We start from the raw sequence: 25,503 nt of genomic DNA, 5'->3' as shown, positions 1-25,503 counted from the left end.
TATTATTCCATACTTAGAAATGAGTATTTTAGTAATGATAATTGATGAAAAAATCTAATTTAGCGACACACTCGAAAATTTCAGTTTGATTGACTGATGATACACGGAAAATAGTATTAGAGCAGGTAACAGGCAGGTGGTCATATAACAGACGGCCTGCCGTTTTTGGTGTTTATATTATATATGAATATGGAAAGAATCTAGAAGATGTTTGGGTATATATTAACCAAAATATCTTTTAGACGATTGCATAGTATTATGTTGTTGGGTATAATAGAAGATATTTAGGGATACAATAACCGAAATATCTTTTGGGAGAAAATGTCATGGTAAAAGAAATTAAAAGAGATTACTATTTAGAACAACTTATAAATCGTGAAGGAAATGGTCTGATTAAAATTGTAACAGGAATAAGAAGATGTGGAAAATCATATTTATTGCGAACGCTGTTTAAAAATCATTTGCTTGAAAATGGAGTGGATGAAAAACACATCATTGAAATGGCGTTTGATTTATTCGATAATATAGAATATCGAGATCCAAAAATCTTTTACCCTTGGGCAAAGAAACAACTTCAAGATAATGAAAAATACTACTTTCTTTTAGATGAAGTGCAGTTACTGGATGAGTTTGTGAGTGTGCTTAACGGTTTAGCGGATAAGAAGAATTGCGATATATTTGTAACGGGAAGTAATGCAAAGTTTTTATCCAGAGATATAGCTACTGAATTTGGCGGCAGAGGGGATGAGGTGCATATGTACCCTTTGAGCTTTTCGGAATTTATGAGTTGCTATGATGGAAATAAATATGATGGATGGAACGAATATATTACTTATGGCGGTATTCCGTTGGTGGTATTAGCTGAAACGGATGAGCAAAAAATGAATCTATTGGATAATCTGTTTCAGGAAACATATATCAGTGATATTGTAAAACGAAACAAAATCAGAAACGTTGGAGAAATGGAATCATTGCTTGATGTTTTGGCATCCGCAATTGGCGCGTTGACAAATCCTAACAAACTTCAGAAAACATTTAAAAGCGTAAACAATTCGAAAATTACAGCAACAACGATTACGAAATATATTGAATATTTGGAGGATGCTTTTTTAGTTGAAGAGGCGAGCAGATATGATATTAAGGGAAAGTCTTATATCGGTACGCCAATGAAGTACTATTTTATGGATATGGGACTTAGAAATTCAAGAATTCATTACAGGCAACTGGAAGTGACACATTCTATGGAGAATGTCATTTACAATGAATTAAGAATGAGAGGCTTTCATGTGGATGTTGGTAATCTGACTGTTATTGAAAAGGGGAAGGATGCAAAACCGATAAAAAAGCAACTGGAAGTCGATTTTATCTGTAATAAGGGTTCTAAAAAGTATTATATCCAATCAGCGTATATGCTGGAGACGGAAACAAAAATGGCACAAGAAATTCGCCCTTTTTTGAAAATAAATGATTCATTTAAGAAGATTGTAATTACATCTAATATACCAAAACCCTTTTATAACGATCAGGGAATTTTAATCATGAATGTATATGATTTTTTATTGAATGCAGATTCGTTGGAACTATAAGAAGTAACTGGTAAACAGGAATTTGGAGGGAAAAATTATGAAACTCGATAATTTTGTTGATATGATGACGGGACACTTTAATAACAAAGAGCAGTTTGATAAGATGAAGACAGAAGGAAAAATATATCCTTATGCAGAACACATTAATACAATCTGTAATGGAAAAATTTTGAACCTTCCTAAAGATTTTAATGGTAAATTTGTTGTTGAAGAAAGCTACTATGAGATAAATGGGAAACGCAATGTTTCACCACATCTTTTCCTTATTACAGAGAAAGAGGATGAAATTGTATTGTATTCTTATGAAATACCTAAAGGAGAAGATAAGAGTACATTTTCATATAGTTCTATGAAAAATGTTGATTACACCGAATTGAAAAAATCCGAAAAGTTTACCCCGGCAATCTACCATGAAAAGGATGGAATCTGGGAAGGAGGCAGTACAAGCCAGTTCTCTCCGGTAATGACATTTAAGCTTTGGGAAAAGTTTTCTGATAGTTGTCTGGAGGTATCTGAAAGCATGGAAGTTAATGGAAAGAAAACTTTTGGATATGATGAACCAATTATCTATAAGCGAGTATAATCCAAGAATGGAATATTGCGATAAATTCCTGTTCGTTGGGCTAAAAGGAGGAGAAAAATGAGATATCCGAAATTTTTAGAAAAAGGTGGAACGATTGGCTTTGTTGCGCCATCTTTTGGTTGTAATATAGAACCATATCGGACAGCATTTGGTCATGCACTTGATACATTCCATGCTAAGGGCTATCAGACGGAGCTTGGTCCAAATTGCTATGAAGGCTGTGGCATTGGTATCAGTAATACGCCGGAGAAATGCGGTCAGGAGATTAATGAAATGTACACATCAAAGAAAAATGATGTTCTGATATCCTGCGGCGGTGGAGAGCTGATGTGTGAGACTCTTGATCATATTGATTTTGAACGCTTAAAGAAAGCAGATCCGAAATGGTTTGTGGGATATTCGGATAATACGAATCTGACTTATCTGCTGACAACGATCTGTGATACAGCTTCTGTTTATGGCCCATGTGCGGCAGCGTTTGGCATGGAGCCGTGGCATGCATCGATAGAAGATACATTTGCACTGCTTTGCGGTGAGAAGAAAAGCCTGCAGGGATATCGTGGATATGAGAAGGAATCCCTAAAGGATGAAGAACATCCGCTTACACCGTATAATATCACTGAACAGAAAGAACTTCATCTGTATGAAACGGATGCGACGCATGGATCGATTGCTGTCGATGAAGTATTCATGGCAGGCAGACTGATCGGTGGCTGCATGGACTGTCTGGTGAATCTGCTTGGAACGAAATTTGATAAAACAACGGATTTTCTGGAACGCTATAAAGAGGATGGATTCATTTGGTTCTTAGAAGCCTGTGATCTGAATGTGATGGCGATCCGCCGTGCTATGTGGCAGATGGAGCATGCGGGATGGTTCCGATATGTGAAGGGCTTTCTGATCGGACGCCCGCTGGTGTATGGACAGGAGATGATGGGGCTTGACCAGTATCATGCGGTACTGGACATTATCGCCCACCACAATGTGCCGGTTATCATGGATGCCGATCTTGGACATATCGCACCGATGCTGCCATTGATCTCCGGCAGCTATGCGAACATCACCGCCAGCGGAAATAACCTTGTGGTTGACATGAAGTTGAAGTAATGTGTGAATTTCACATTTATGGATAAAAATCTAACCGGCTGTTCACCGTGTTAATCTGGCTCAGAATCGACAATAGAAAAACTCGTATAGTATTCTATTCCATGCATATGCCTGATTCGCTCATGCTTATGTGCAAACTCGCCCTACGGGCTCAGACATGCACTCGCATTCGCTGGCAATATGCATGTCATAACGAATCCTATACGAATGTTTTGTCTATTATCGATCTGAACCGGCTCAACAACAGTGAACAGCCGGGTAGATTTTTTATAGATACAAATATGAGATTCACAAATATAAAATAACAATGTGTTGAGATTATCTGTTCCAAACAGATAATCTCAATTCAGTTTAGTACCCGAAGGGGGGATTTTAAATTTGTTTCAATCCAGCCACTTGGAAAATCAAGGCTAAATGCAGTATTCGTCGCCGGCTTCAGGTCGGCTGTTGCAGAGGTCTGCGATGGTGGTTGTGTCAACAACACTGCAGATCGCACTGTAAAGCCGCTTCCACAGATTGTAAGTGGAGCAGATGGATTCACGCTCACATTCAGGCGCATCCTCTTCGACACAGGCAACAGGGGCAAGCGTTCCTTCTGTCAGACGAAGAACTGCACCGACTGTAATGTCTTCCGGTGCTTTTCGTAACAGGTAGCCACCCTGTGGACCACGGACGCTTCGGACAAGTCCGCCGGAATTTAATATAGAAATGATCTGTTCCAGATATTTATCAGAGATATCCTCGTTTTTTGCTACATCCTTTATGCTGACCGGCTTACCATTAGAGTTGGCTGCTATATAGATCATAAGCCGTAATGCATATCTTCCTTTTGTTGATATTTTCAATGTAATACACCTCCAAATTACACTATCATAATTCATACTAATTTTCTATGAATTGATTATACACCAGTTTAAAAGAAAAAGCTATAGAAATATTTCTATTTTCCTATTGATAAAGTAGGAATATAAAAGTAAGAATTAAAAGCAGAATTTAAAATTGAGTTTTCATCAATAATTTGGCATATTGATTTTGTAAAAGGTGGTATATGGGGAAGTGGCACTGACTGTTTCTATAAGAAATAGGATAGGATATAGTCAGACCAAACGACAATATAACGAGGGTATGGCAATCTGACAATTTATTGTCAATGAGCACGTTTTTCAATGGGGTATTAGGAAGATCGTTCAGGATACAGGCAATAGAATACTGCCGTCATCTCGATATTGACGTTTCACATCCAACCGGTCAAGATCTTCGACCGGATTCAATCCATTCTTTTCTTTCGGTGTGTCCGCTGCCGTAGGAAAGCATAAGCGGATAATATAAAAACGATATGGAGGAATAAGGAATGAAGAAAAAATTTCTAAGCCTTCTGTTAGTGTTGTGCTTTGTTATGGCATTTGGTTCAATAACAGCACTGGCAGCAGAGGGACAAACAACAGACATATGGGATGGTACAGCAGATACAAGCTGGTACATGGGTCATGAGACAGAGAGTGAGTACCATATAACGACGGCAGAACAGCTTGCCGGACTTGCGCAGCTTATTAACACAGGTACTATAACCTTTGAGGGAAAGACTGTTTATTTGGATAATGATCTTGATCTGGATAAACGTGAATGGATATCCATTGGCAAAGGTAAAGGTGGAAATCAGGCAGCATATAGTTTTTGTGGTATATTTGACGGACAGGGACATGTAATTTCTAATTTGTATTCCCGTGATTCGCTAATGCCAAAAACGAATGTGGGGGATGATAAGGAAAATTGTTATAGACAGGGCTTATTTGGAAATGTCTATGATGGTGAGGTCAAGAATCTTGGTATTGAAAATGCTGATATTATAGTTGATCTCAATGATGCATCTACATATGGAAAAGGTATATTAGTAGACTGGCTTTGTAATTCCAAAATTACAAATTGCTGGACATCCGGTTCTATTTCGGGTGGGGCATATCTGGAGCATTATGTTGGAGGAATTGCAGGATGTACCTTGAGAAATAGTACTCTTGCAGGATGTTATTCGACTGCAACTATTACAGGAAATTATAAGGGGACTTATTATGAAGAAGAAAATGAAAATGTAATGACGTATTTTGACTGCCTGGGTGGTATTGCAGGGGGAATGCTAGATGGAAGCCTTACAGTCGAAGATTGTTGGTTTTCTGGAAAAATCAATGTTAATTCTGTACAGGCAACGGTTGGTGGAATAGTTGGATATTCAGACAATGCAAGTGTTACTAATTGTATGGTAACTTCTGCAGACCTTGCTGCAGATAAAGGTGGTAATACTTGCTGGGTTGTCTATAGTGGACTTAGTCTTGGTACGGCAGAAAACAATTACTGGCCGGCAGATGACCGGTATCAGGCAACGCTTCTTAAAGAGCAGGATGGAACTGCTGTGTCAGATTTCACATCTGCGGATGTGCTTTCCGGACTTCAGGCAAAGCAGGGAGCAGGCATTGAATGGGTAGCAGGAATCGATCATCCTACATTTGCATGGGATGACAGAAATATTCCGGCAGATTATACAGCAGTTGATGCGGCTATTGCAAAAGCGGACAAGATAGATGGAACACTGTATTCTAATTATGAAGATGTAAAGGCTGCCATTAATGCTGTTGACCGTAAAAAGAGCAAGTATGAGCAGAAGATAGTAGATGCAATGGCAAAATCTATTGAGGATGCTGTTGCAGGTCTGAAAGAGAAAGACAACGGTAAAGACAACAATAAAGATAATAATACCCCGGTTACCCCACAGATAAAGACATATACAGTAACATTTAAAGCAGCAGGTGGAAGCGCAGTTAAGGCGCAGAAGGTAGAAGAAGGTAAGTCAGTAAGTAAGCCGAAAAATCCAACAAGAAAAGGTTATAAATTTGCAGGCTGGTATACAGGAAAAACTGCATATAAGTTTGATACTCCGGTTAAGAAAAATCTGACTCTGACAGCAAAATGGACTAAAATCAAGGTGAAGAAGATCAAGATCGCAGGAATGTCCAAGCAGATTGCAGCAGGTAAGAAGATTAAGCTGAAAGTAACCGTAACTCCAAAGACTGCAGCAAATCGTACAGTAAAATGGAAGAGCAGCAATAAGAAATATGCAACTGTAAATTCCAAGGGTGTTGTAACTGTAAAGAAAGCAGGAATAGGCAAGAAGGTAACGATAACAGCAACCGCAAAGGATGGAAGCGGAAAGAAAGCAACCTATCGTATAAAGATCATGAAGAAAGCTGTTAAGAAAATTACCTTAAAAGCATCAAAAACAAAAGTAACTGCCGGTAAAAAGGTAACAATAAAAGCAACTGTCACTCCTGGAAAGGATGTATACAAAAAGCTGACATATAAGAGCAGTAACAAGAAGTATGCAACTGTAAATTCCAAGGGTGTTGTTACTACCAAGAAAGCAGGAAAAGGGAAGACTGTAAAGATCATAGCAACTGCAACAGATGGAAGCGGTAAGAAAGCAACTATTAAGATCAAAATTAAATAATGCCTAAAGCAGTTGTATGTAACAAATAAATATAAACCGATAAGCTAAAATAAAGGATGCTGAACCACGGGATAAAGCCTGTGGTTTGGCATCTTTTTCCATTTTCTGAAAAATATTTCTATTATCCTATTGACAAAGTAGGAATAGAGGTGTAATATACATGCATAAGTTAAATCATAGTTTGTTGATAGGAATAAGCGGAAACGTACATCAGCCGGGAGAAAAGAACAGGAGATTAGAAATTATGGCAAAGAAATCATACAGCGAAAGAAATTTAAAATTTGAAACATTACAGTTACACGTAGGACAGGAAACACCGGATCCTGTAACAGATGCAAGAGCAGTTCCGATCTATCTTACATCATCATATGTATTCCATAACAGCCAGCATGCGGCAGACAGATTTGGCCTCAGAGATGCAGGTAACATTTACGGAAGACTTACAAATCCTACAGAAGACATTTTCGAAAAGAGAATCGCAGCATTAGAGGGTGGCGTAGCAGCACTTGCAGTTGGTTCGGGAGCAGCAGCTCTGACATATGCACTTCAGGCAGTTGCACATAAGGGTGACCACATCGTAGCAGCAAAGAACATCTACGGTGGAACATATAACCTTCTTGCACATACACTTCCGGATTTTGGAATCGAGACAACATTCGTTGATCCATTTGACTATGATGCAATCGAAGCTGCTATTCAGGACAATACAACCGGTATCGAGATCGAGACACTCGGAAATCCTAACTCAGAGGTTGTAGATATCGAGAGAATCGCAAAGATCGCACATGCACATAACATTCCATTGATCGTAGATAATACATTTGCAACACCTTATCTCGTTCGCCCGATCGAGTACGGCGCAGATATTGTTGTGCATTCCGCTACCAAGTTCATCGGTGGACACGGAACAACGATCGGTGGTGTCATCATCGACAGTGGTAACTTCGACTGGACATCCAGTGACAAATACCCATGGTTAACAGAGCCGAATGTATCTTACCATGGAGTAAGCTTTGCAAAGGATACAGCACCTGCTGCATTTGTTACTTACATCAGAGCGATCCTGTTAAGAGATATGGGCGCAACTATCTCACCGGTACATTCATTCATCTTCCTTCAGGGACTTGAGACGTTATCCTTACGTGTAGAACGTCATGTTGAAAATGCACTTAAGGTTGTACAGTATCTGAAAGATCAGCCACTGGTTGAGAAGGTAAATCATCCATCTATCTCAGAGGATCCTGAACAGCAGGCATTATATAAGAAATATTTCCCAAATGGAGGCGGATCAATCTTTACATTTGAGATCAAGGGCGGAGCAAAAGAAGCACAGGCATTTATCGATCAGCTTGAGTTATTCTCACTCCTTGCAAATGTTGCAGATGTAAAATCCCTTGCTATCCATCCGGCATCAACCACTCATTCAGAGTGCAACGAGGCTGAGCTATTAGATCAGGGTATCAAGCCGAATACAATTCGTCTGTCCATCGGAACAGAGAACATCGACGATATTATCGAAGATCTGGATGAAGCATTTAAGGCAATTGCAGAATAATCAATAATAAAAACAGTAGATAATTGAACATAAAAATAATAAAAAAATATGGGTGATCGAAGATCATCGGTCACCTGCAAAACGAAAAAATAGAATCAGAATAGGAGATTAAAGTTATGAGTAAAATTTATAAAGACGCAACAGAGTTAATCGGAAATACACCATTAGTAGAGTTCAATCACATTGAGAAAAAGGAAGGCTTAAATGCAAAGATCCTTGCAAAGTTAGAGTATTTTAATCCGGCAGGAAGCGTAAAAGATAGAATCGCAAAAGAGATGATCGAAGATGCTGAGAGAAAGGGCACATTAAAGCCGGGCGCTACGATCATTGAGCCTACATCCGGAAATACAGGTATCGGTCTTGCATCTATCGCTACAGCAAAGGGGTATAAGGCAATCATCGTTATGCCGGAGACCATGAGCGTTGAAAGAAGAAATATCATCAAAGCATACGGCGCAGAGATTGTTCTGACTGAAGGTGCAAAGGGTATGAAGGGCGCGATCGCAAAGGCAGAGGAGCTCTCTAAGGAGATCCCTGACAGCTTCGTTGCAGGTCAGTTCGTAAATCCGGCAAACCCGGAAGCACACAGAAAGACAACAGGACCGGAGATCTGGAATGATACAGACGGAAAGGTTGATATCTTTGTAGCAGGTGTTGGTACAGGCGGAACTGTAACAGGTGTCGGTGAATATCTGAAGCAGCAGAATCCGGATGTTAAGGTTGTAGCAGTAGAGCCGGCTACATCACCGGTTCTTTCAAAGGGAACTGCAGGAGCACATAAGATTCAGGGTATCGGTGCAGGATTTGTACCGGATACATTAAATACAAAAATCTACGATGAGATCATCACAATCGACAATGATGCAGCATTTGAAGGCGGCAAAGAGATCGCAAGTATAGAAGGTATTCTCGTTGGTATCTCATCCGGTGCAGCTTTCGTAGCAGCAAAGGAACTTGCAAAGCGTCCTGAAAATGCAGGAAAGACAATCGTAGTTCTCCTTCCGGATAGTGGTGACAGATATTACTCAACTCCGCTCTTTGGCTAAGATGTAATTTAAACGAATGTGAATATATAAGTCCTTTTAGAATAAATCATTTATCTCAAAGCAGACACGCTCCACCATACAGCAATGTGGTGGGGCGTGTTTGCTGTTACAGGCATTTGCATCTATATTGTTGTGCCATTTACGTCTGTGCTGTTGTACCATATACCATGATAAAAACGCGTGTTAGTTTCTATTTCATGCATATGCCTTATTCGCTCATGCTCCTGTGCAAACTCGCCTTCGGCTCAAACATGCACCCGCATTCGCTGGCAATATGCATTTCATAACGAAACTGACACTAATGTTTTATATCATGGTATATGGCACAGCGGCACAGGCGTAAATGGCACAGTAGTTTAGATGCAAATGCCTGTAACAACAAACAGCCTTTTATGTTGTCGGTGAGCGTGTGGATATGGTATAGTATATTTATATGCGGATATATATGGAAATTAGATAAAAGGTAATAAGTTGAGTATGAAGAAATTAACAGAAACACAGAAAAGTATTATAAAGTGGGCATTTGTGCTGGTGCTTCTCGGCTTGATCGTCTATGTGTTCCGGGATATGGCAGGACCGATCGCAAAGCAGCTTGTGAAGACAAGCCCTTGGATCGTCGTGCTGATCCTTGTGGCGACATTGCTGTATGGTGTGTTTGAGAGTACGATCACGATGTTATTTGCCAGACAGTATAATCCGACGTTTACATTCAGACAGGCGTTTGGAATGACATATTTTGTGTCATTTTACAGAACGGCGACACTTGGAAGCGGAGCGGGTGTGTCGGCTCTGGTTTACCTGAATGAGTATGGAGTGAAGACATCAGAAGCATTTGGTATGTATATGATTGAATATGCAGTGCACAAATTAAGCATCGGAATCATGGCGGTGATCCTGTATCTGCTGCATTTCCATTATATGAATGAAACCTTTGCGGAATATGAAGCATATATTGGAATTGGATTTGTGGCTACGGTTATTATTACGATATGTTTACTGTTGTTTGTATGTGCCGGATGGTTCCATCAGATCTTAAAGAAGCTGATGGATCTGGTGAATTACAAAGGACGATTTACAGAAAAGTTTGATAAAATCAAAGAACAGTGTGATATCATGGAAACGGAATCAAAGAAATTGCTGCGCCATTGGAAGCTGCTGCTTGGCGTTCTGCTGATCAACATTTGTAAATTTTCCTGCTGGTTTATGATTCCGTATATCGTACTGTACAAGAGCGGTGCATTTTCGCCGGATGTGGCATTGGCGATCACGACGGTATCAGTCATGCTGGCGGCAGTTATTCCTACGCCTGCAGGAATCGGTTCCAGTGAGTTTGTAATGATCGCAATGTTTGGTGCGATCGTGGGAAGTGCGAAAGCAGGAGCTATGGCACTGCTATACCGTTTTGCAACATTTGTATTTCCATGTGCACTGGGCGCGGCCTATGCAGCGAAGTTTGCAGTTATAAAACAGAGAAAGAATAAGAAGAAGGAAGTCTGACCCGTATGAAATGCGGGATGGATGGAAAAATATCCATCAGCTATATGCTCGATATGATATATGATGGACAGAAACAGGGTAAATACAGATATGAAAAAGTTGGTGGTGGGTATTCTTGCCCATGTTGATTCGGGAAAAACTACATTATCGGAAGCCATGTTATATACGGCAGGCAAGATCCGTAAGCTTGGACGGGTGGATCATAAGGATGCTTACCTGGATACGGATGCACAGGAGCGGGAGCGTGGGATCACGATATTTTCCAAGCAGGCGGTATTTACATATGATGGCATGGAGATCACACTGCTTGATACGCCGGGGCATGTTGATTTCTCGGCGGAAATGGAACGAACCTTACAGGTGCTTGACTATGCGATTCTTGTCATTAATGGCATGGACGGGGTACAGAGTCATACCGATACGTTATGGAAGCTGTTGAAGCGGTACGAGATCCCGACATTTATATTTGTAAATAAGATGGATATGGAAGGGACAGATAAAGATACTGTTTTCCAAAATATACGAAAAAAGCTGGATGGGGATTGCGTTGATTTCTCATCCGGGGACAGAGATGAACAGATCGCGATGGCAGACGAGAGACTGTTAGATACCTATCTGGATAGTGGTATGGTTGAGGTAGAGGATATCATCGAAGCAATTCTTGACAGAAAGATATTTCCTTGTTTCTGGGGATCGGCACTCAAACTCTCCGGTGTGCAGGAATTATTGGATGCGATGAATACCTATATGGTGATGCCTACATATAATGCAGAATTTGGCGGACGGATCTTCAAGATATCGAGAGATGCAAAAGGGGAACGTCTTACCTATATGAAGGTGACCGGAGGAAGCTTAAAGTGCAGAGAGCAGATCGAGGGAACCGAAGGAAAAGTCAATCAGATACGGATTTATTCCGGTGCGCGTTACGAGACAGTAGAGGAGGCTTCTGCCGGAACGGTATGTGCGGTCACCGGGCTTGGTGAGACATCCGCAGGTCAGGGCGTTGGATGTGAACAGGAAAATGTATTTGCCGGACTGGAACCTGTGTTATCCTATAAAGTCAGCTATCCGGAGGACAAGGATGCAGTTGTCGTGCTCCGGGATATCAGGCAGTTAGAGGAAGAAGAACCGGAGTTACATGTTGAATTTGCACAGGAGACCGGAGAGATCTTTGTGAAGGTTATGGGACAGGTGCAGCTTCAGGTGCTGACGCAGATTATAAAAGACAGATTTGGCTATCTCATATCATTTGGTATGGGAAGGATCATATATAAAGAGACACTTGCAGAACCGGTAATGGGAGTCGGACATTTTGAGCCGCTTCGTCACTATGCCGAAGTGCATTTGCTGATGGAACCGTTGGAGCCGGGAAGTGGCATGCAGTTTGATACGATATGCAGCGAGGATGTACTCGATAAGAACTGGCAGCGGCTGATCCTGACACATCTGGAAGAAAAGGAATACCGGGGCGTGCTGACAGGCGCACCGATCACGGATATGAAGATCACGGTGACTGCAGGACGGGCACATCAGAAGCACACAGAGGGCGGTGATTTCCGTCAGGCGACATATCGTGCAGTAAGGCAGGGGCTTATGATGGGAGAATGCAGGCTGTTAGAACCCGTGTATGCGTTCCGACTGGAGATTCCTACAGAGATGACCGGTCGGGCAATGAACGATATCACACGGATGCATGGACGATTCGCACAGCCGGAGATCGAGGGTGAAATGAGTATCCTGACAGGAACTGCACCGGTTGCTACGATGCAGGAGTATCAGCAGGATGTAACGGCATATACCAGAGGACAGGGTAAGTTATCCTGTACCTTGCAGGGATATGAGCCATGCCACAATGAAGATGAAGTGCTGGCGGCAAGTACCTATGATCCGGAGCTTGATATGGCAAATCCGGCATCATCGGTATTCTGTGCACATGGAGCCGGATATATCGTGGACTGGTACGATGTGTATGATATGATGCATGTAAAAGAAGATCCGGGATTTGCTCTTGCAGGAATGGAAGATGTCCTGCGGAATATAACGTCAGAGCCTACTGAGGCAGACGAAGATAACCGAAAACGGATGGCGCGCGAGCGGCAGGACGCAGGTGCTCCGGTGTATGATGAGAAAGAGTTAGAGGATATATTTGTCCGCACCTATGGTTCAAACAGCCGGGAAAATGCAGCTTATAATAAAGCAGGTTTCAATCGGCATAATAAGAGTGTATCGGAAGCGGACTGGTATGTGAAAAAGGCGGCAGAACATGGTAAAAGCAAAACTGCCGGTGCGCAGACACCGTCTGTCGGCTCAAAGACAGCGGATACCGGAATTGCCAGACCCGGAGCATACAGGAAGCAAAAGGGCGAGAAAGAATATCTGTTAGTTGATGGGTATAATGTGATATTTGCATGGGATGACCTGAAAGCACTGGCGGCGGTGAACATCGACAGTGCCAGAGATAAGCTGATCGATGTTATGTCGAATTATCAGGGCTATGTCGGCTGCGAGCTGATCCTCGTATTTGATGCGTATAAGGTGAAACAGAATCCGGGCAGCATCACAAAGCATGGAAATATCCATGTGGTCTATACGAAGGAAGCAGAGACTGCTGATATGTATATAGAAAAGACGACACATGAGCTTGGCAGAAAATATAAGGTGACGGTTGCCTCCTCAGATGGACTGGAACAGTTGATCATCATGGGGCAGGGCGCACTTCGGATGTCCTCCCGTGGGCTTCGGGAAGAAGTAGAACGTGTGAACCAGATTTTGAGAAATGATTATCTCAAATAAAACGGACATGTTTCTGGTATGATCCTGAAAAGATATTAGAGGGAATCGATTCCAAAACAGCTATATGTATGAAATTTGTTAAAAATAGAATGAAAAAGTGAGCATTCTTTTCACAAAATTATATTATATAGATAAAAATATTTGGAATGTTTAAATTAATTTGGAAAAAATAACCAAAGAAAACCATATATTCCTTGAAGTTAATAACAAAATCTGCTAAAGTGAATAGTATGAGCGTACGAATTCAGATGAGATATGGAGGAGGAAGTATGGGAAATAAATTATTTGTAAGACAGATGAAGAGAACCGTTGCCTGCGTTGCGGCAGCAGCTACTGTTTTCTCAATGAATCCGGCAGGACTTCCGTATGCAGGGGGACAGGCTGGGGCATTTGTTGTAGATGCAGCGACTGAGAGTACGGCAGTGGAGATCAGTACATATGAACAGTTTGCAGCTTTTGCAAAAGCGGTAAATGCAGGTACGGCAGAGGCATATGCAAGTGTAAAGTTGACAGCGGATATTACGATACCGGCAGGAACCACATGGACACCGATAGGTAGTGCAGCTAATCCATATACGGGAGTATTTGATGGGGATGGACATACAGTATCAGGACTTACGGCAAGTATAACGGCTGCAAAATATAGTCCTGAAGCTCCGTTTGGTTTATTTGGAAAGACACAGGGAGCAACGATCAAGAATCTGAAGATGAGTGATACGTCACTTACTGGAGCGTCATATGCGGGCATTGGTATTTTATGCGGTCTGGCTGAGAAGACCGAGATCAGCGGATGTACGATTGATAGCAGTTGTTCAATCGTAAGTGATGGTGCATTGATTGGTGGTCTGGCATGTATGCTTACAGGAAGTACGGTTAAGGATTGTGTGGTTGCTGCGGACATTCAGTTGAATGGACAGGCACCGTCTGGTGGTTATGTTTATCAGGCAAATGGTTCCCAAATTATTAACAGTGTGTTTAAGGGAACGATCAAGGGCACTGGTGCAATTGTATATACGGGTGGATTTGTTGGAATTAATAATGGTCTGATTGCAAACTGTATCTACTCAGGTTCAATGACTGCGGTTGCTTTTACAACCTGTAGTGCTTTTGCAGGAGAGGCATCGAATTCAGGAGCGATAGTTAACTGTTTCGCAAATGGTAAGTTTTCATTAACGGATGGTTCAACAGGTACTGCAACAGGTATTTTCAGAGGAAGTGGAAATGATAATAAAGTTGCAAACTGTATTGCAAATACTGCTATGGAACCGATGAATCTGATAGGCGTAGCAGGCAATGTTACCGATTGCGTATTCATGGAGCCATCAGAGATCGCAGCCGGTAATGCTTCTTACAAATTGAATGGATATGCAGCTTCTTTGGAAGATGTTGAGAAGGAAGAATACCATGCATCCGAATGGAAATCTTTTGTAGAAACAGACAATGGTTCATTGACATTCAGTTCAGAAACCAAGGTTACAAGAAAAGTAACATTTTATGATACAGACAATAATGTGATCAGCGGCGGTTCAAACTTCATGGAGGAGGGCGCAAAGCTCGTATATCCGGAGGCAGCAGATCCTTCCTATATTGCATGGGTAGACAGCAAGGGAAGAATATATGATAAGAATTCAGTTGTTGGTTCTGAGGATCTGGAGCTGTATCCATTGACAGAAGGTTATGTGGATTCACTGTTGAATATAAAACAGGTATCGATCACACTGGATAGTGATATTTCTCTGGTATATCTGGTAGATCCGGCTGTTCTGGAACGTTATCAGAATGCGACAATTGTGTACCGGGATGCATCCGGAACAGTACAGGGAGCATCGGGCTTGTCAAAAGAACTTACAAAGACTGTAAATGGCAAGACATATCTGTATGGAGAGTTTACAGGAATTGCAGCAAAGGAAATGACGAAAGATATAACAGCAACGCTTGAAGGTACCAGTGATGGTGGAATGACAAATTGCTACAGCAAGGCTTATACAACCAGTGTTGCTGATTATGCAAAACGGCTGATCGCAATGGATGGCACAAGTAAAGTATTAAAGACACTGTTGGTTGATCTGGTAAACTATGGTGCATCCGCTCAGACCTATTTTGGATATAACACTTCAGATCTGGCAAATGCAGATTTTGATGATTATCAGACCTATGCGAGTGCAAAACATTCATTAACAGGATTTACAAATTCCGGAAGCTCAGTTACAAATTCCGGTAATGTAAAGATCAGTGGACGAACATTGGTGCTTGAGAACCGTGTTGGTATTGCGGTGATCATTGATACATCTGAATATGAAGGGAATATTGCTGATATTACGATCAATGTCAACGGAACAGGAGTTTCAGATGTTATAGCAGGTCAGGATCTAAAGCCATATGGCACAAACAAATATTATGGTGTTACATATGAGATCCTTCCGACAAAGATGGATGAAACTTATACATTTACAGTTCAGGTAAATGGTGAAGCGTCAGCACGTATGACCTATGGTATATCTGCTTATGCCTATAATATGAGAAACAACAGCAACACAAAGCTGGTTGCATTACTGCAGGATATCATGGAATACGGTAATTCCGCATTAAACTACTGGCTTGCAAACTAAGGAAGATAAGATATTAATATAAAGATATAGGAAATATAAGGAGGGTTTTAAAACATGAAAAAGCAGTATGAATCACCGGTTATGGAGATCGTAGAATTTGAGGCAGAGGATATTATTACAACTTCAAGTAATATGCTTCCAACAGATCCAGCAAGCCAGATGTTGGAATAAAAAAAGCTAAATGTATAACACACAAAATATAGTCACAATATGAAATTGTTTATTATAATATAACAGTTAACACAATAAAATACGGGGGCAGGGAAGTCTTGTACCAAAACCTGCCTCCGTATTTTGTTCATTTGTTATGGTAACGAGGGAAAACGCAGCATAAGACAGGCAGAAGTTAGAACAGCTTGAGAAATTGTTATTTATAAAGAGGATATACAATGCAGAAATACATAATGGCGCTGGATCAGGGTACGACCAGTTCAAGAGCAATTTTATTTGGAAAAAATGGAGAGATGGCTGCTGTATCACAGAAGGAATTTACACAGTATTTTCCGGAAAATGGCTGGGTAGAGCAGGATCCGAAGGAAATATGGGCATCTCAGATGAGCGTAATGATGGAAGCAAGAGAGACACTTGGTATTCCAGTAGAAGAGATTGCAGCGATCGGAATTACGAATCAGAGAGAGACAACGATTGTCTGGAATAAAGAAACAGGAGAACCGATTTATCCGGCTATTGTATGGCAGTGCAGAAGAACCGCTGACCGGATCGATGCATTAAAGGCAGAAGGGTATGATACTGTGATCCGGGAAAAGACCGGACTGATCGCAGATCCGTATTTTTCCGCTACGAAGATCGAGTGGATCCTCGATCATGTTGACGGAGCAAGAGAGATGGCAGAGCAGGGCAAGCTGTATTTCGGTACAGTGGACACCTGGCTGATCTATAAGCTTACCGGCGGCAGGGTTCATGCAACGGATTATACAAATGCATCCAGAACGATGCTGTTTAATATTCACACATTAGAGTGGGATAAGGAATTGCTGGAGAAATTCCGGATACCGGAAAGTATGCTGCCGGAGGTGCATAATTCCAGTGAGATCTATGGATACACGGATGAACGGTTATTCGGCGGTTCGATACCGGTTGCAGGTGTTGCCGGAGATCAGCAGGCAGCTTTATTTGGACAGTGCTGTTTTGAACCGGGAGATACGAAGAACACATATGGTACCGGCTGTTTCCTGTTGATGAATACGGGAGACAAGGCTGTTTATTCCGAACATGGACTGCTTACTACGATAGCGATCGGACTGAACGGCAAGGTACAGTATGCACTGGAGGGCAGCGTATTTGTCGCAGGAGCGGCGATCAAATGGCTGCGCGATGAAATGAAGCTGATCGAGAAAGCCAGTGATACAGAGAGAATAGCATTATCCGTTAAGGACAGCAATGGTGTCTATGTGGTTCCGGCATTTACAGGACTTGGCGCACCATATTGGGATGCATATGCCAGAGGTGCGATCCTGGGACTGACCAGAGGCACCACAAGGGAACATATTGTCCGGGCGACCGTGGAATCACTGGCATATGAAACCTACGATGTGTTAAAGGCAATGGAGAATGATTCCGGCATGGAGCTGAAACGGCTGCGTGTAGATGGCGGTGCGAGTGCAAATAATTTCCTGATGCAGTTCCAGGCTGACCTGTTAGCAGGGGAAATTGTGCGCCCGGTCGTAACAGAAACGACAGCACTTGGTGCGGCATATCTGGCAGGACTGGCTGTTGGATATTATGACAGTATAGAAGAGATAAAGCAGAACTGGCAGGTGGAGCGGACATTTGAGCCTCAGATCGATGAAGAGATGCGGAGAATGCTGCTTTCCGGCTGGAAAACAGCAGTAAAGCGCGTGCTTTTATAAAATCAGAATTTAGTAGATAAAATTTGCGAGCTGTTTTCAGATGAACAGAAAATAGTTACAAATAGCAGGAGATAAAAATATGACAGATAAGATCAAGACAATACTGGAACAAATGACAATAGAAGAAAAGGCTGACATGGTATGCGGTGCAAGTAATTTCTGCACAGCGGATGCTTCCAGATATGGGGTGCCTGCGATCCGTATGCTGGATGGAGGAACCGGGATCAATTATGAACAGTTGATCGCAGATCTGATCCTTTCCTGGCGTACAAATCCGCGCGATGAGGAAGAAGCATGGCTGATGAAGGATTTTAGTGCAACAGAAGAAAGAAATGTTATATTTGACTATTTCCGTCCGGACAAGCTGACAGAAAAAGAGACAAAGGTCTGGAAAAAAGTCCGGGAATATCTGAAGGAACAATTTATAAAGAATACAACCAATAATGATACGACGCTTGCATTTGTTGAAATGGCAGGCGATGCGGCGGCTGATATTATGTCTCCGGCATGTTTGCCGTGTGGCATGATGCTGGGAGCAACCTTTAACCCCGATGTTGTCAATCAGACAGGACATGCACTTGGAAGAGAAGCGAGAGCATATGGTGTGAGCATGCTTCTTGGAACTCCGAATATCAATATCCACAGAGATCCACTGGGCGGAAGACTGTTTGAGGGATTCTCTGAGGATCCGTGTCTGGTAGCGAAGCTTGCTCCGGAATATGTAAAGGGTGTGCAGGCGGAAGGCGTTGCAGCAAATATCAAGCATTTTGCTGCCAATAATCAGGAGAAGAACCGTCAGGGAATAAATGAAACGATATCAGAACGGGCATTGCAGGAGATTTATTTTCCTGGTTTCCGTGCCTGTGTAGAGCAGGCGCAGCCTGCGACAGTTATGGCAGCCTATAATAAGATCAATGGAACAGCCTGCACTGCAAATGAATGGCTGTTAGACGGTATTCTGCGTAAATACTGGGGCTTTGAAGGTATGGTCGTATCAGACTGGGGGGCAGTATATGATCCGATCGCAGCGTTAAAGGCAGGCAATGATCTGAATATGCCGGGAATCACAGCAGATCCGGAGAAGGTTGTTCAGGCAGTAGAAGCCGGGGAGCTGACAGAAGAGGAGCTTGACCGGAATGTGGCGAGAGTGCTGGAGCTGATGGACACCTATGGTTCACCGGAATGCTATGATATGTCAGCACAGTATATTATGGATATGTCGAAGCAGGCAGCATATAAGGCAGCCTGTGAGGGAATTGTATTATTGAAAAATGAAAATGGAATCTTCCCGATCCGGTCGAAAGGAAAGGCGGGCAATGATTCTGTATTTGAAACTGTATCAGACGAGGAGGTAATGTCCGGGGTTGTTCTGTGCGGAAGCGGAGCTATCCGTTTATATGACTGTGGTACCGGAAGTGCAGGTATTACGACAGATAAGGACAGCAGCATCTACGAGGGGCTGATCCAGAATGGTGTCGAGGTGAGTATCGGAATACCGGCAGCAGGGAAGCGTGCAGGCATTTCCACTTATATCTGCGTTGCCAGAATACCGGGCATGGAAGGAAATGACCGGAAGAATATGAAGCTGTCCGCCGAGGATGCACAGATTTTGAATCAGATGTTAGATCTGAAACGGGAAAATCCACTTGTGAAGCTGGGACTTATCTTAAATGTAAGCGGGCCGGTCAATCTGGCACTTTGGGAGCATGAGTTAGATGGCATCTTCTGTATGTTCTTACCGGGTATGGAAGGTGGACATGCAATGGCAGATATCTTAATCGGCAGAGTGAATCCATCCGGAAAGCTGCCGCTGACATTCCCAAAGAAATATCAGGATACACCGACGTATCTGAATTTCCCGGGTGACGGATATCAGGTCAATTATGGAGAAGGTATCTATGTCGGATACAGATATTATGATAAGAAGATGGTAGAGCCGTTGTATCCATTTGGACATGGATTATCCTACAGTCATTTTGAGATCAGCAATGAGCGTGCAATCGGAGAGCAGTCTCCGGTAGAGATCATTTATCCGGATGGCAAAGTAGATAATAAGAAAATGCCGGTATTTACGGATTCGATCAAGATCGCTGTGGATGTGATCAATCAGGGACCGGAAGAATTCTCTGAAGGTATGGAAGTTGTTCAGCTCTATATCAGTGATCCGTATGCATCCATCTCAAAGCCTGTAAAGGAATTGAAAGCGTTTAAGAAGATCCGGCTGGCATATGGCGAACAGGAGAAGGTCAGCTTTACTCTGAAAAAAGACGACTTTGCTTCATTTGACAGTGACCTGCATCAGTGGGTAGCGGAAGAAGGTATCTATAATATCCTGATCGGAAACAGCTCACGAAATATCGTGTGCAGCATGCCTGTCTATCTGGATGCAAAGACGGAGTACAGCTACAGTATCGAGACACCGATCAAGGTGCTGTATGAGAATTCTGTGACGAAAGCGCATATGAATCATCTGTGGCTCAGACTGGGACTTGATCCGGCGGATATTGACAATAAATACGAATATGAGCCTCACACCAGACTGATCGATCTGGTTCATCTGAAATGTGAGAATCCGGAGCAGGAAGCACTGGATGAATTCGGACTTCGGGTTGGAAGCCTGAAGCGGGCATAAAGAAACGAAAAAAAGCCATTTCCAACATATATTCATGGATTTAAATGTATGGTATGGAGATGGCTTTTTTATTTGAAAAAATTCGAATTTTGATACCTACAATTCTTTAACACCTAACTGGTATTATAAAGTGTTACGATAAAATCCGCAATGCCTTGATTTTACTACAGTTTTGGCAAGTGAGCTTTCCCTTAGACTTTCCCTTATGTTATATCCTTTTCCCTTGTGTTACGACACCTCATAAGGGCAAAAACAAGGGAAGCAAAATCCGGTAACAGCTAATAACATTATATAAATCACATAATCGGCTGGAACTGGTCAAGATGCTTCTACAACTGAAACAGATAAGAGAAAGGACTTTGCAATATGAATATCGTTCATGCAGAATATAATAAATATCACAACATCATAGACATCAATTATTACAATGGCTACATACTTCGGATTGACTGTGGCAAGGCAGAAGATGGATTGATTACTACTCCTAACTCTCAACGAATGTTGGATGCACTGGCGATTGACAATCCACTAGAATATGCCCGTTTGTATCTTGATTCAGAAATGCAAGATTGGGTGAATGCGATGAATATGGAATGGTATAGCACTTGATAAAAGAACATAAAAATGAGAAGAAATCTGTCAAAAGTATTTCTATAAAATACGATATTTCTTTAGCCCTTCCATAAATAATGAAATAGAGCCGATAACTCACAATCGAAATAACGAGTGATTCATCGGCTCTATATTTTATGGTTATGGATATCATGAGTATCGCTTTATATGCAATTGCTATTTTGTTAATTCCCAATATTTATGACCCATAAAGAAGATTGTTAATTCGTTTTGATCTACTTCTATCTCAAAATTCACGCTATTATCTCTCTGTTCCACAAAAATCATATTTGAGGAAGATATGCTATATAATGCATTGCCACAGGTAATACCCAATTCGGGCATATCTTTGTTTACAACAAGTCCTCCATTTTCTTGAAAGGTAAACACTTCCTCTGCATTTGCATTCTTCCATGTACCAATAATATTTTTTTTATTCTGAATGTGCTTTATTTTTCCAACACATACAACGATAAGTATAGCTACACTTACAATTAAAGCAATGCCTACAACACTCTTTGCCAATTTCTTTTTATTCAATTTCTATTATCTCCATTTTTAGTTTCTTTAAGATTGAATGATTCCATATTGCTTAATTCAGTATCTCCATGAATTTCTAACATTGATACGCTTCTCACAGGAAATAGAATAGGAGAGATTCATTCATAAATAATTAAATCATTCATACTTACCTGAATTTGTAATGTTTTTCCATATTTTCTCATAATTATCTACTATAGTTTTTTCTGAGGTCAAAAATGCAAACATAGATATACTTGAATAGAGAGTTTCCGCCGAATCAAAAACCACACAACTTTCATCATGAGTTAGATTTCTCTTTGAATATATTTCCGATACAGGCATAAATGAATTTTCTTCCTCTTTGGTGTATTTATACCCATCAATACATCCTAGATTTTTTAAAAATATTAAATAAGTATCTTCGGTCTTCAGATATTGCCATCCGTTAGTGTAAAATTCTTCACCTCTAACAAATGATACAGGTTCTATAATGTAAATACAGTCACCTACTGAAAGATTAGCAGAATTATCCTTATAGATTTCCTCTATTTTTACCATTGTTTTTGTTGATCGTAAACTCATTTCACGAGAATTTGTTACAGTTATACGAGCTATTAAAGAAGAATCTTTTTCCATATCATCCAATGAGTAATTACTTTCATTGTTAAAGTAAGAAGTTTTCTGCCCTCCTGTATAGAAAATTTCCATAGCTGTATTTTCTGATAAAGCAATATCAGGATCATGAACCCCTGTAGTTGTTTTTATCCCAGTCTTTCCATAGAATAAGGCTGTCACCATACAAATGATTACAACACAGATAGTTAATACAAATTTCTTCATTACATCAACTCCTTAATTTTACCAAATTCCATGCATATCTTCTCATCCGCTAATATTTCAATATCTTCTTTATTATGGCTTGTCAGTATAGTAATGGTATCATTCTTTTTTTCTTCCAATATACGTTCACGAAATAAATCAATGCTATGCTGATCCAATGCGTTAGTTGGCTCATCCAAAAGCAAAATTTTTGGATGTTCCATCAGTGCTTGACAAAGAGCTAGTTTTTGACGCATTCCTAATGAATATTTATTTACTTTTTTCTTTGATTTGGGATCAAGACCAAAGTATATCATTATTTCATATATTTCTTCATCTGATACAATTCCTTTTATATTGGAAAGCATTTTCAAATTTTCAAATCCTGAATACATACTCCAAAAAGAAATATTTTCAATAACAGCTCCTAAATCTGGTAAAACATCCATATCTTTATGTAATGCCTTGTGATTATATTTTATGTATCCTTTGTCTGTATTTATAAAACCTGCAATGGCTCTGAGTAGCATTGTTTTACCTGAACCATTTTTACCATATATTCCATATATTTTACCAGATTCAAATGTATAACTGATATCATCAAGCACTTTTTCACCTTTAATTGACTTTGAAATAGATTTTACATATAAATTCATGGATATCATTCACCTCACAATATTTGTTTTTTTTCGCAAAGAAATTTACCTATCCACACCAAAACAGCGGATGATATAACTGAAATGAGACAGCTTGACTTAAAATTCAATAAATCTATATTGCTTGTAGTCCATTCGTAATTTTCTTCGACATAATATATAATAAGCTTGTTATGCCAATTAAATAAAGGAATATGTAGCAAGGAATAATGCCAAATTTTCCATATAACATTTCCCATTGAAAAATAAAATCCACACACCATTACTGGAATAAAAAATACAATAAATGCAACGATGTATCCTATAATTGAATCTTTCCAAAATGAAAACAAATAACTAATCATTTGCAAATGAAAAATCTCTATCAATAGCATAAAAATAACTTTGAAATCTTCTAAGCCATTAGAGGTATGCTCTACAAAAAGAAAAAACAAATAATCGGAAACAACTACAATACAGTCACGTAATATCATTTTTATTAATATATCCTTATAAATTATGTGTTTTTTCCCATAACGAGGAAGTAGAATTACCATGTTATCATTTGCATCATTAAATAAGTCCATTGTAAGATAACAAATCTCAAGGATAAACAAAATCGCAAAAAATGATAAAGATATAAGGTCAAACGAATGATCTATTAGTATTCCCCCAAAATATATTTGTGAACGTACTCCTTCTGTTATTGTAACCAGACTATTATGAAACCCCAAGTACACATTAGCATAAAAATATCTAATTACAAATGTTATAAGTGATACTAGTAAGCATTTTCCAACATTAACATTCAAAATTTTTTTCTTATATAACTTCATAATTTTTTATTTTTCTCTGTATAATGCCAATACTTAATCCAAAAATAAGCAATATCAGAACAATTTCTCCTATTATATTTCCATGAACATTAGGCATAATATAACCTTGTATAGAGAATTCATTTAGCCCAAAGACAGAAACAATCAAATTAAAAACAATATAGAATATAAACAAAGCACCAGGTATCTTTGCGAAATATAGAACTTTCATTTTGTTATAATATGAAAGAGCATAAGCTAAGATAGCTAATCCCGAGCCAAAAATTCCGTAATTAAAAATGTATATTAGATTATATAAAGTTGGATGTTGCAATCTCACCATATCAAGAAAATTGTCAGCGTTATATGATACCAAACCTATAGCGTAATCAGGTTCTCCCCAAGCACTGTCATATCCATGTATTGGATATGTCAAGTGGCATAATAATAAATTTATGAGCATTGGTATTGTTATTGTCAAAAAGGTTACAATCAGAATGCCAAATAATTTTCCTGCTAAATATTTCTTTTTCCCGATTCTTTGAATAAGTAGGATTGAACTATTGCTTTTTTCTTCTCTTATTAAGGAAAGTGATGCAATAATTGTTGCATAAACAGGCAATAACAGATACATTATATATGGAATATATGCCGCTTCAGTGCCCTGTAATACGAAATTTTCATTTGCTGAACGAATAAATTGATAACTTTTTCCTATATCATTTTTTACACATAAAATATACGAAGCAATATTTAAAATCATTAGAGCAATAAAAACAACTTTATATTCTGCACGATCAATACAATGTTTGATTTCTATAAGAACCATTTTTTTCATAATCTTTACCAAAAGGGCATAAACCCACGAAGAGGTTTATGCCCATCCCTTCTGTTATCTAAAATCTACATTTCCACTTACAAATGCAGTTGATAATTGAGATTGATAATTTTCCATTCCCATACCGACCTGTGTGTTAGTAGAATTATAACCGCTCTTGGTAAAGATTAAATTACAAGATCCTGTTCCAACACCCTGCTTATACTTATTAGATATTTTACTCTTGCTGTTATTGACAGCCCAGAAATTTGCGTAAGAGGTATTGGTAATTGCTGTTACCTCATTTGTGATGTAATCATCGGATGTTGTTTTTGCATGCATAGAGGTAAAGTTATTAGTCTTATTCAGTTTAAGTGCATAAGCGGTGTAAGATGCCGCCTGAGAATATGCTGCTGAAGAAAGAAATACACATCCTGCACAAAACAAACCAATACCTACTTTTGCAATCTTCTGTTTTAAACTTTTTAACATCATAGTCAATTCCTCC

At 40.1% G+C, this 25,503-nt stretch carries 19 protein-coding genes; 12 read left to right on the top strand and 7 right to left on the bottom strand.

The window, feature by feature from the left end; all coding sequences use genetic code 11:
• The first annotated feature begins 326 nt into the window (after window positions 1–326).
• Genes OCV60_RS10130 through OCV60_RS10120 form a run of 3 tightly spaced genes read left to right on the top strand, consistent with a single transcriptional unit; the run spans window position 327 to window position 3,276 of the window.
• Entirely contained in the window at window positions 327–1,586 is a 1,260-nt protein-coding gene (locus OCV60_RS10130; protein WP_262530127.1) for an ATP-binding protein, read from the top strand.
• Between the two features lie 34 nt (window positions 1,587–1,620).
• Window positions 1,621–2,169 (top strand): hypothetical protein, encoded by a 549-nt coding sequence (locus OCV60_RS10125; RefSeq protein WP_117785623.1) that lies wholly within the window; start codon window positions 1,621–1,623, stop codon window positions 2,167–2,169.
• A 57-nt stretch (window positions 2,170–2,226) separates the two neighbouring features.
• Window positions 2,227–3,276, top strand: a complete 1,050-nt coding sequence (locus OCV60_RS10120; RefSeq protein WP_262530126.1) for a S66 family peptidase — start codon at window positions 2,227–2,229, stop codon at window positions 3,274–3,276.
• A gap of 410 nt (window positions 3,277–3,686) precedes the next feature.
• Here OCV60_RS10120 and OCV60_RS10115 read toward each other — a convergent pair whose 3' ends face one another.
• On the bottom strand, window positions 3,687–4,121 hold the full coding sequence (locus tag OCV60_RS10115) for an RrF2 family transcriptional regulator (RefSeq protein ID WP_118615380.1): 435 nt from the start codon (window positions 4,119–4,121) through the stop codon (window positions 3,687–3,689).
• A 506-nt stretch (window positions 4,122–4,627) separates the two neighbouring features.
• Between OCV60_RS10115 and OCV60_RS10110 the strand changes: the two genes are divergently transcribed.
• From OCV60_RS10110 to OCV60_RS10070, 9 genes are all read left to right on the top strand, one after another.
• Window positions 4,628–6,772 (top strand): Ig-like domain-containing protein, encoded by a 2,145-nt coding sequence (locus OCV60_RS10110; RefSeq protein ID WP_262530125.1) that lies wholly within the window; start codon window positions 4,628–4,630, stop codon window positions 6,770–6,772.
• Between the two features lie 244 nt (window positions 6,773–7,016).
• Complete coding sequence (locus tag OCV60_RS10105) at window positions 7,017–8,327, top strand: O-acetylhomoserine aminocarboxypropyltransferase/cysteine synthase family protein (protein WP_021944776.1); 1,311 nt, start codon at window positions 7,017–7,019, stop codon at window positions 8,325–8,327.
• Between the two features lie 116 nt (window positions 8,328–8,443).
• Window positions 8,444–9,373: a cysteine synthase A gene (gene cysK, locus OCV60_RS10100; RefSeq protein ID WP_021944777.1), complete on the top strand. Its 930-nt coding sequence runs from the start codon at window positions 8,444–8,446 to the stop codon at window positions 9,371–9,373.
• Window positions 9,374–9,850: 477 nt separating this feature from the next.
• Window positions 9,851–10,870 carry a lysylphosphatidylglycerol synthase transmembrane domain-containing protein gene (locus OCV60_RS10095; protein WP_117785535.1) on the top strand — a complete coding sequence of 340 codons (1,020 nt, stop codon included), beginning with the start codon at window positions 9,851–9,853 and terminating at the stop codon, window positions 10,868–10,870.
• A gap of 90 nt (window positions 10,871–10,960) precedes the next feature.
• On the top strand, window positions 10,961–13,663 hold the full coding sequence (locus OCV60_RS10090; protein WP_262530124.1) for a translation factor GTPase family protein: 2,703 nt from the start codon (window positions 10,961–10,963) through the stop codon (window positions 13,661–13,663).
• A gap of 269 nt (window positions 13,664–13,932) precedes the next feature.
• Window positions 13,933–16,272: a hypothetical protein gene (locus OCV60_RS10085; protein WP_262530123.1), complete on the top strand. Its 2,340-nt coding sequence runs from the start codon at window positions 13,933–13,935 to the stop codon at window positions 16,270–16,272.
• Between the two features lie 389 nt (window positions 16,273–16,661).
• Window positions 16,662–18,143 carry a glycerol kinase GlpK gene (gene glpK / locus OCV60_RS10080; protein WP_262530122.1) on the top strand — a complete coding sequence of 494 codons (1,482 nt, stop codon included), beginning with the start codon at window positions 16,662–16,664 and terminating at the stop codon, window positions 18,141–18,143.
• A 79-nt stretch (window positions 18,144–18,222) separates the two neighbouring features.
• Window positions 18,223–20,775, top strand: coding sequence for a glycoside hydrolase family 3 N-terminal domain-containing protein (locus OCV60_RS10075; RefSeq protein WP_262530121.1), 2,553 nt, complete (start codon window positions 18,223–18,225; stop codon window positions 20,773–20,775).
• 366 nt (window positions 20,776–21,141) lie between these two features.
• A complete protein-coding gene (locus OCV60_RS10070) occupies window positions 21,142–21,384 on the top strand; it encodes a DUF6061 family protein (RefSeq protein WP_008397019.1) in 243 nt (80 codons plus the stop codon).
• Between the two features lie 180 nt (window positions 21,385–21,564).
• Here the strand turns inward: OCV60_RS10070 and OCV60_RS10065 are convergent, their stop codons facing one another.
• From OCV60_RS10065 to OCV60_RS10040, 6 genes are all read right to left on the bottom strand, one after another.
• Window positions 21,565–21,927: a hypothetical protein gene (locus tag OCV60_RS10065; protein WP_008397018.1), complete on the bottom strand. Its 363-nt coding sequence runs from the start codon at window positions 21,925–21,927 to the stop codon at window positions 21,565–21,567.
• Window positions 21,928–22,065: 138 nt separating this feature from the next.
• Complete coding sequence (locus tag OCV60_RS10060) at window positions 22,066–22,749, bottom strand: hypothetical protein (RefSeq protein ID WP_008397017.1); 684 nt, start codon at window positions 22,747–22,749, stop codon at window positions 22,066–22,068.
• On the bottom strand, window positions 22,749–23,384 hold the full coding sequence (locus OCV60_RS10055; protein WP_015559483.1) for an ABC transporter ATP-binding protein: 636 nt from the start codon (window positions 23,382–23,384) through the stop codon (window positions 22,749–22,751). Before OCV60_RS10055 ends, OCV60_RS10060 begins: the two co-directional genes overlap by 1 nt.
• 14 nt (window positions 23,385–23,398) lie before the next feature.
• Complete coding sequence (locus OCV60_RS10050; protein WP_008397014.1) at window positions 23,399–24,199, bottom strand: hypothetical protein; 801 nt, start codon at window positions 24,197–24,199, stop codon at window positions 23,399–23,401.
• Complete coding sequence (locus tag OCV60_RS10045) at window positions 24,186–25,016, bottom strand: ABC transporter permease subunit (RefSeq protein WP_008397012.1); 831 nt, start codon at window positions 25,014–25,016, stop codon at window positions 24,186–24,188. The genes OCV60_RS10050 and OCV60_RS10045 overlap by 14 nt, the downstream gene beginning before the upstream one ends.
• Window positions 25,017–25,070: 54 nt before the next feature.
• A complete protein-coding gene (locus tag OCV60_RS10040; RefSeq protein WP_008397010.1) occupies window positions 25,071–25,490 on the bottom strand; it encodes a hypothetical protein in 420 nt (139 codons plus the stop codon).
• Between the last annotated feature and the right edge of the window lie 13 nt (window positions 25,491–25,503).

The organism is Coprococcus ammoniilyticus (assembly GCF_025567345.1).
GTDB classification, from domain to species: domain Bacteria; phylum Bacillota; class Clostridia; order Lachnospirales; family Lachnospiraceae; genus Coprococcus; species Coprococcus ammoniilyticus.
Note: the sequence above shows the minus strand (reverse complement) of the source record. Positions and strands in the feature narration are given on the sequence as shown.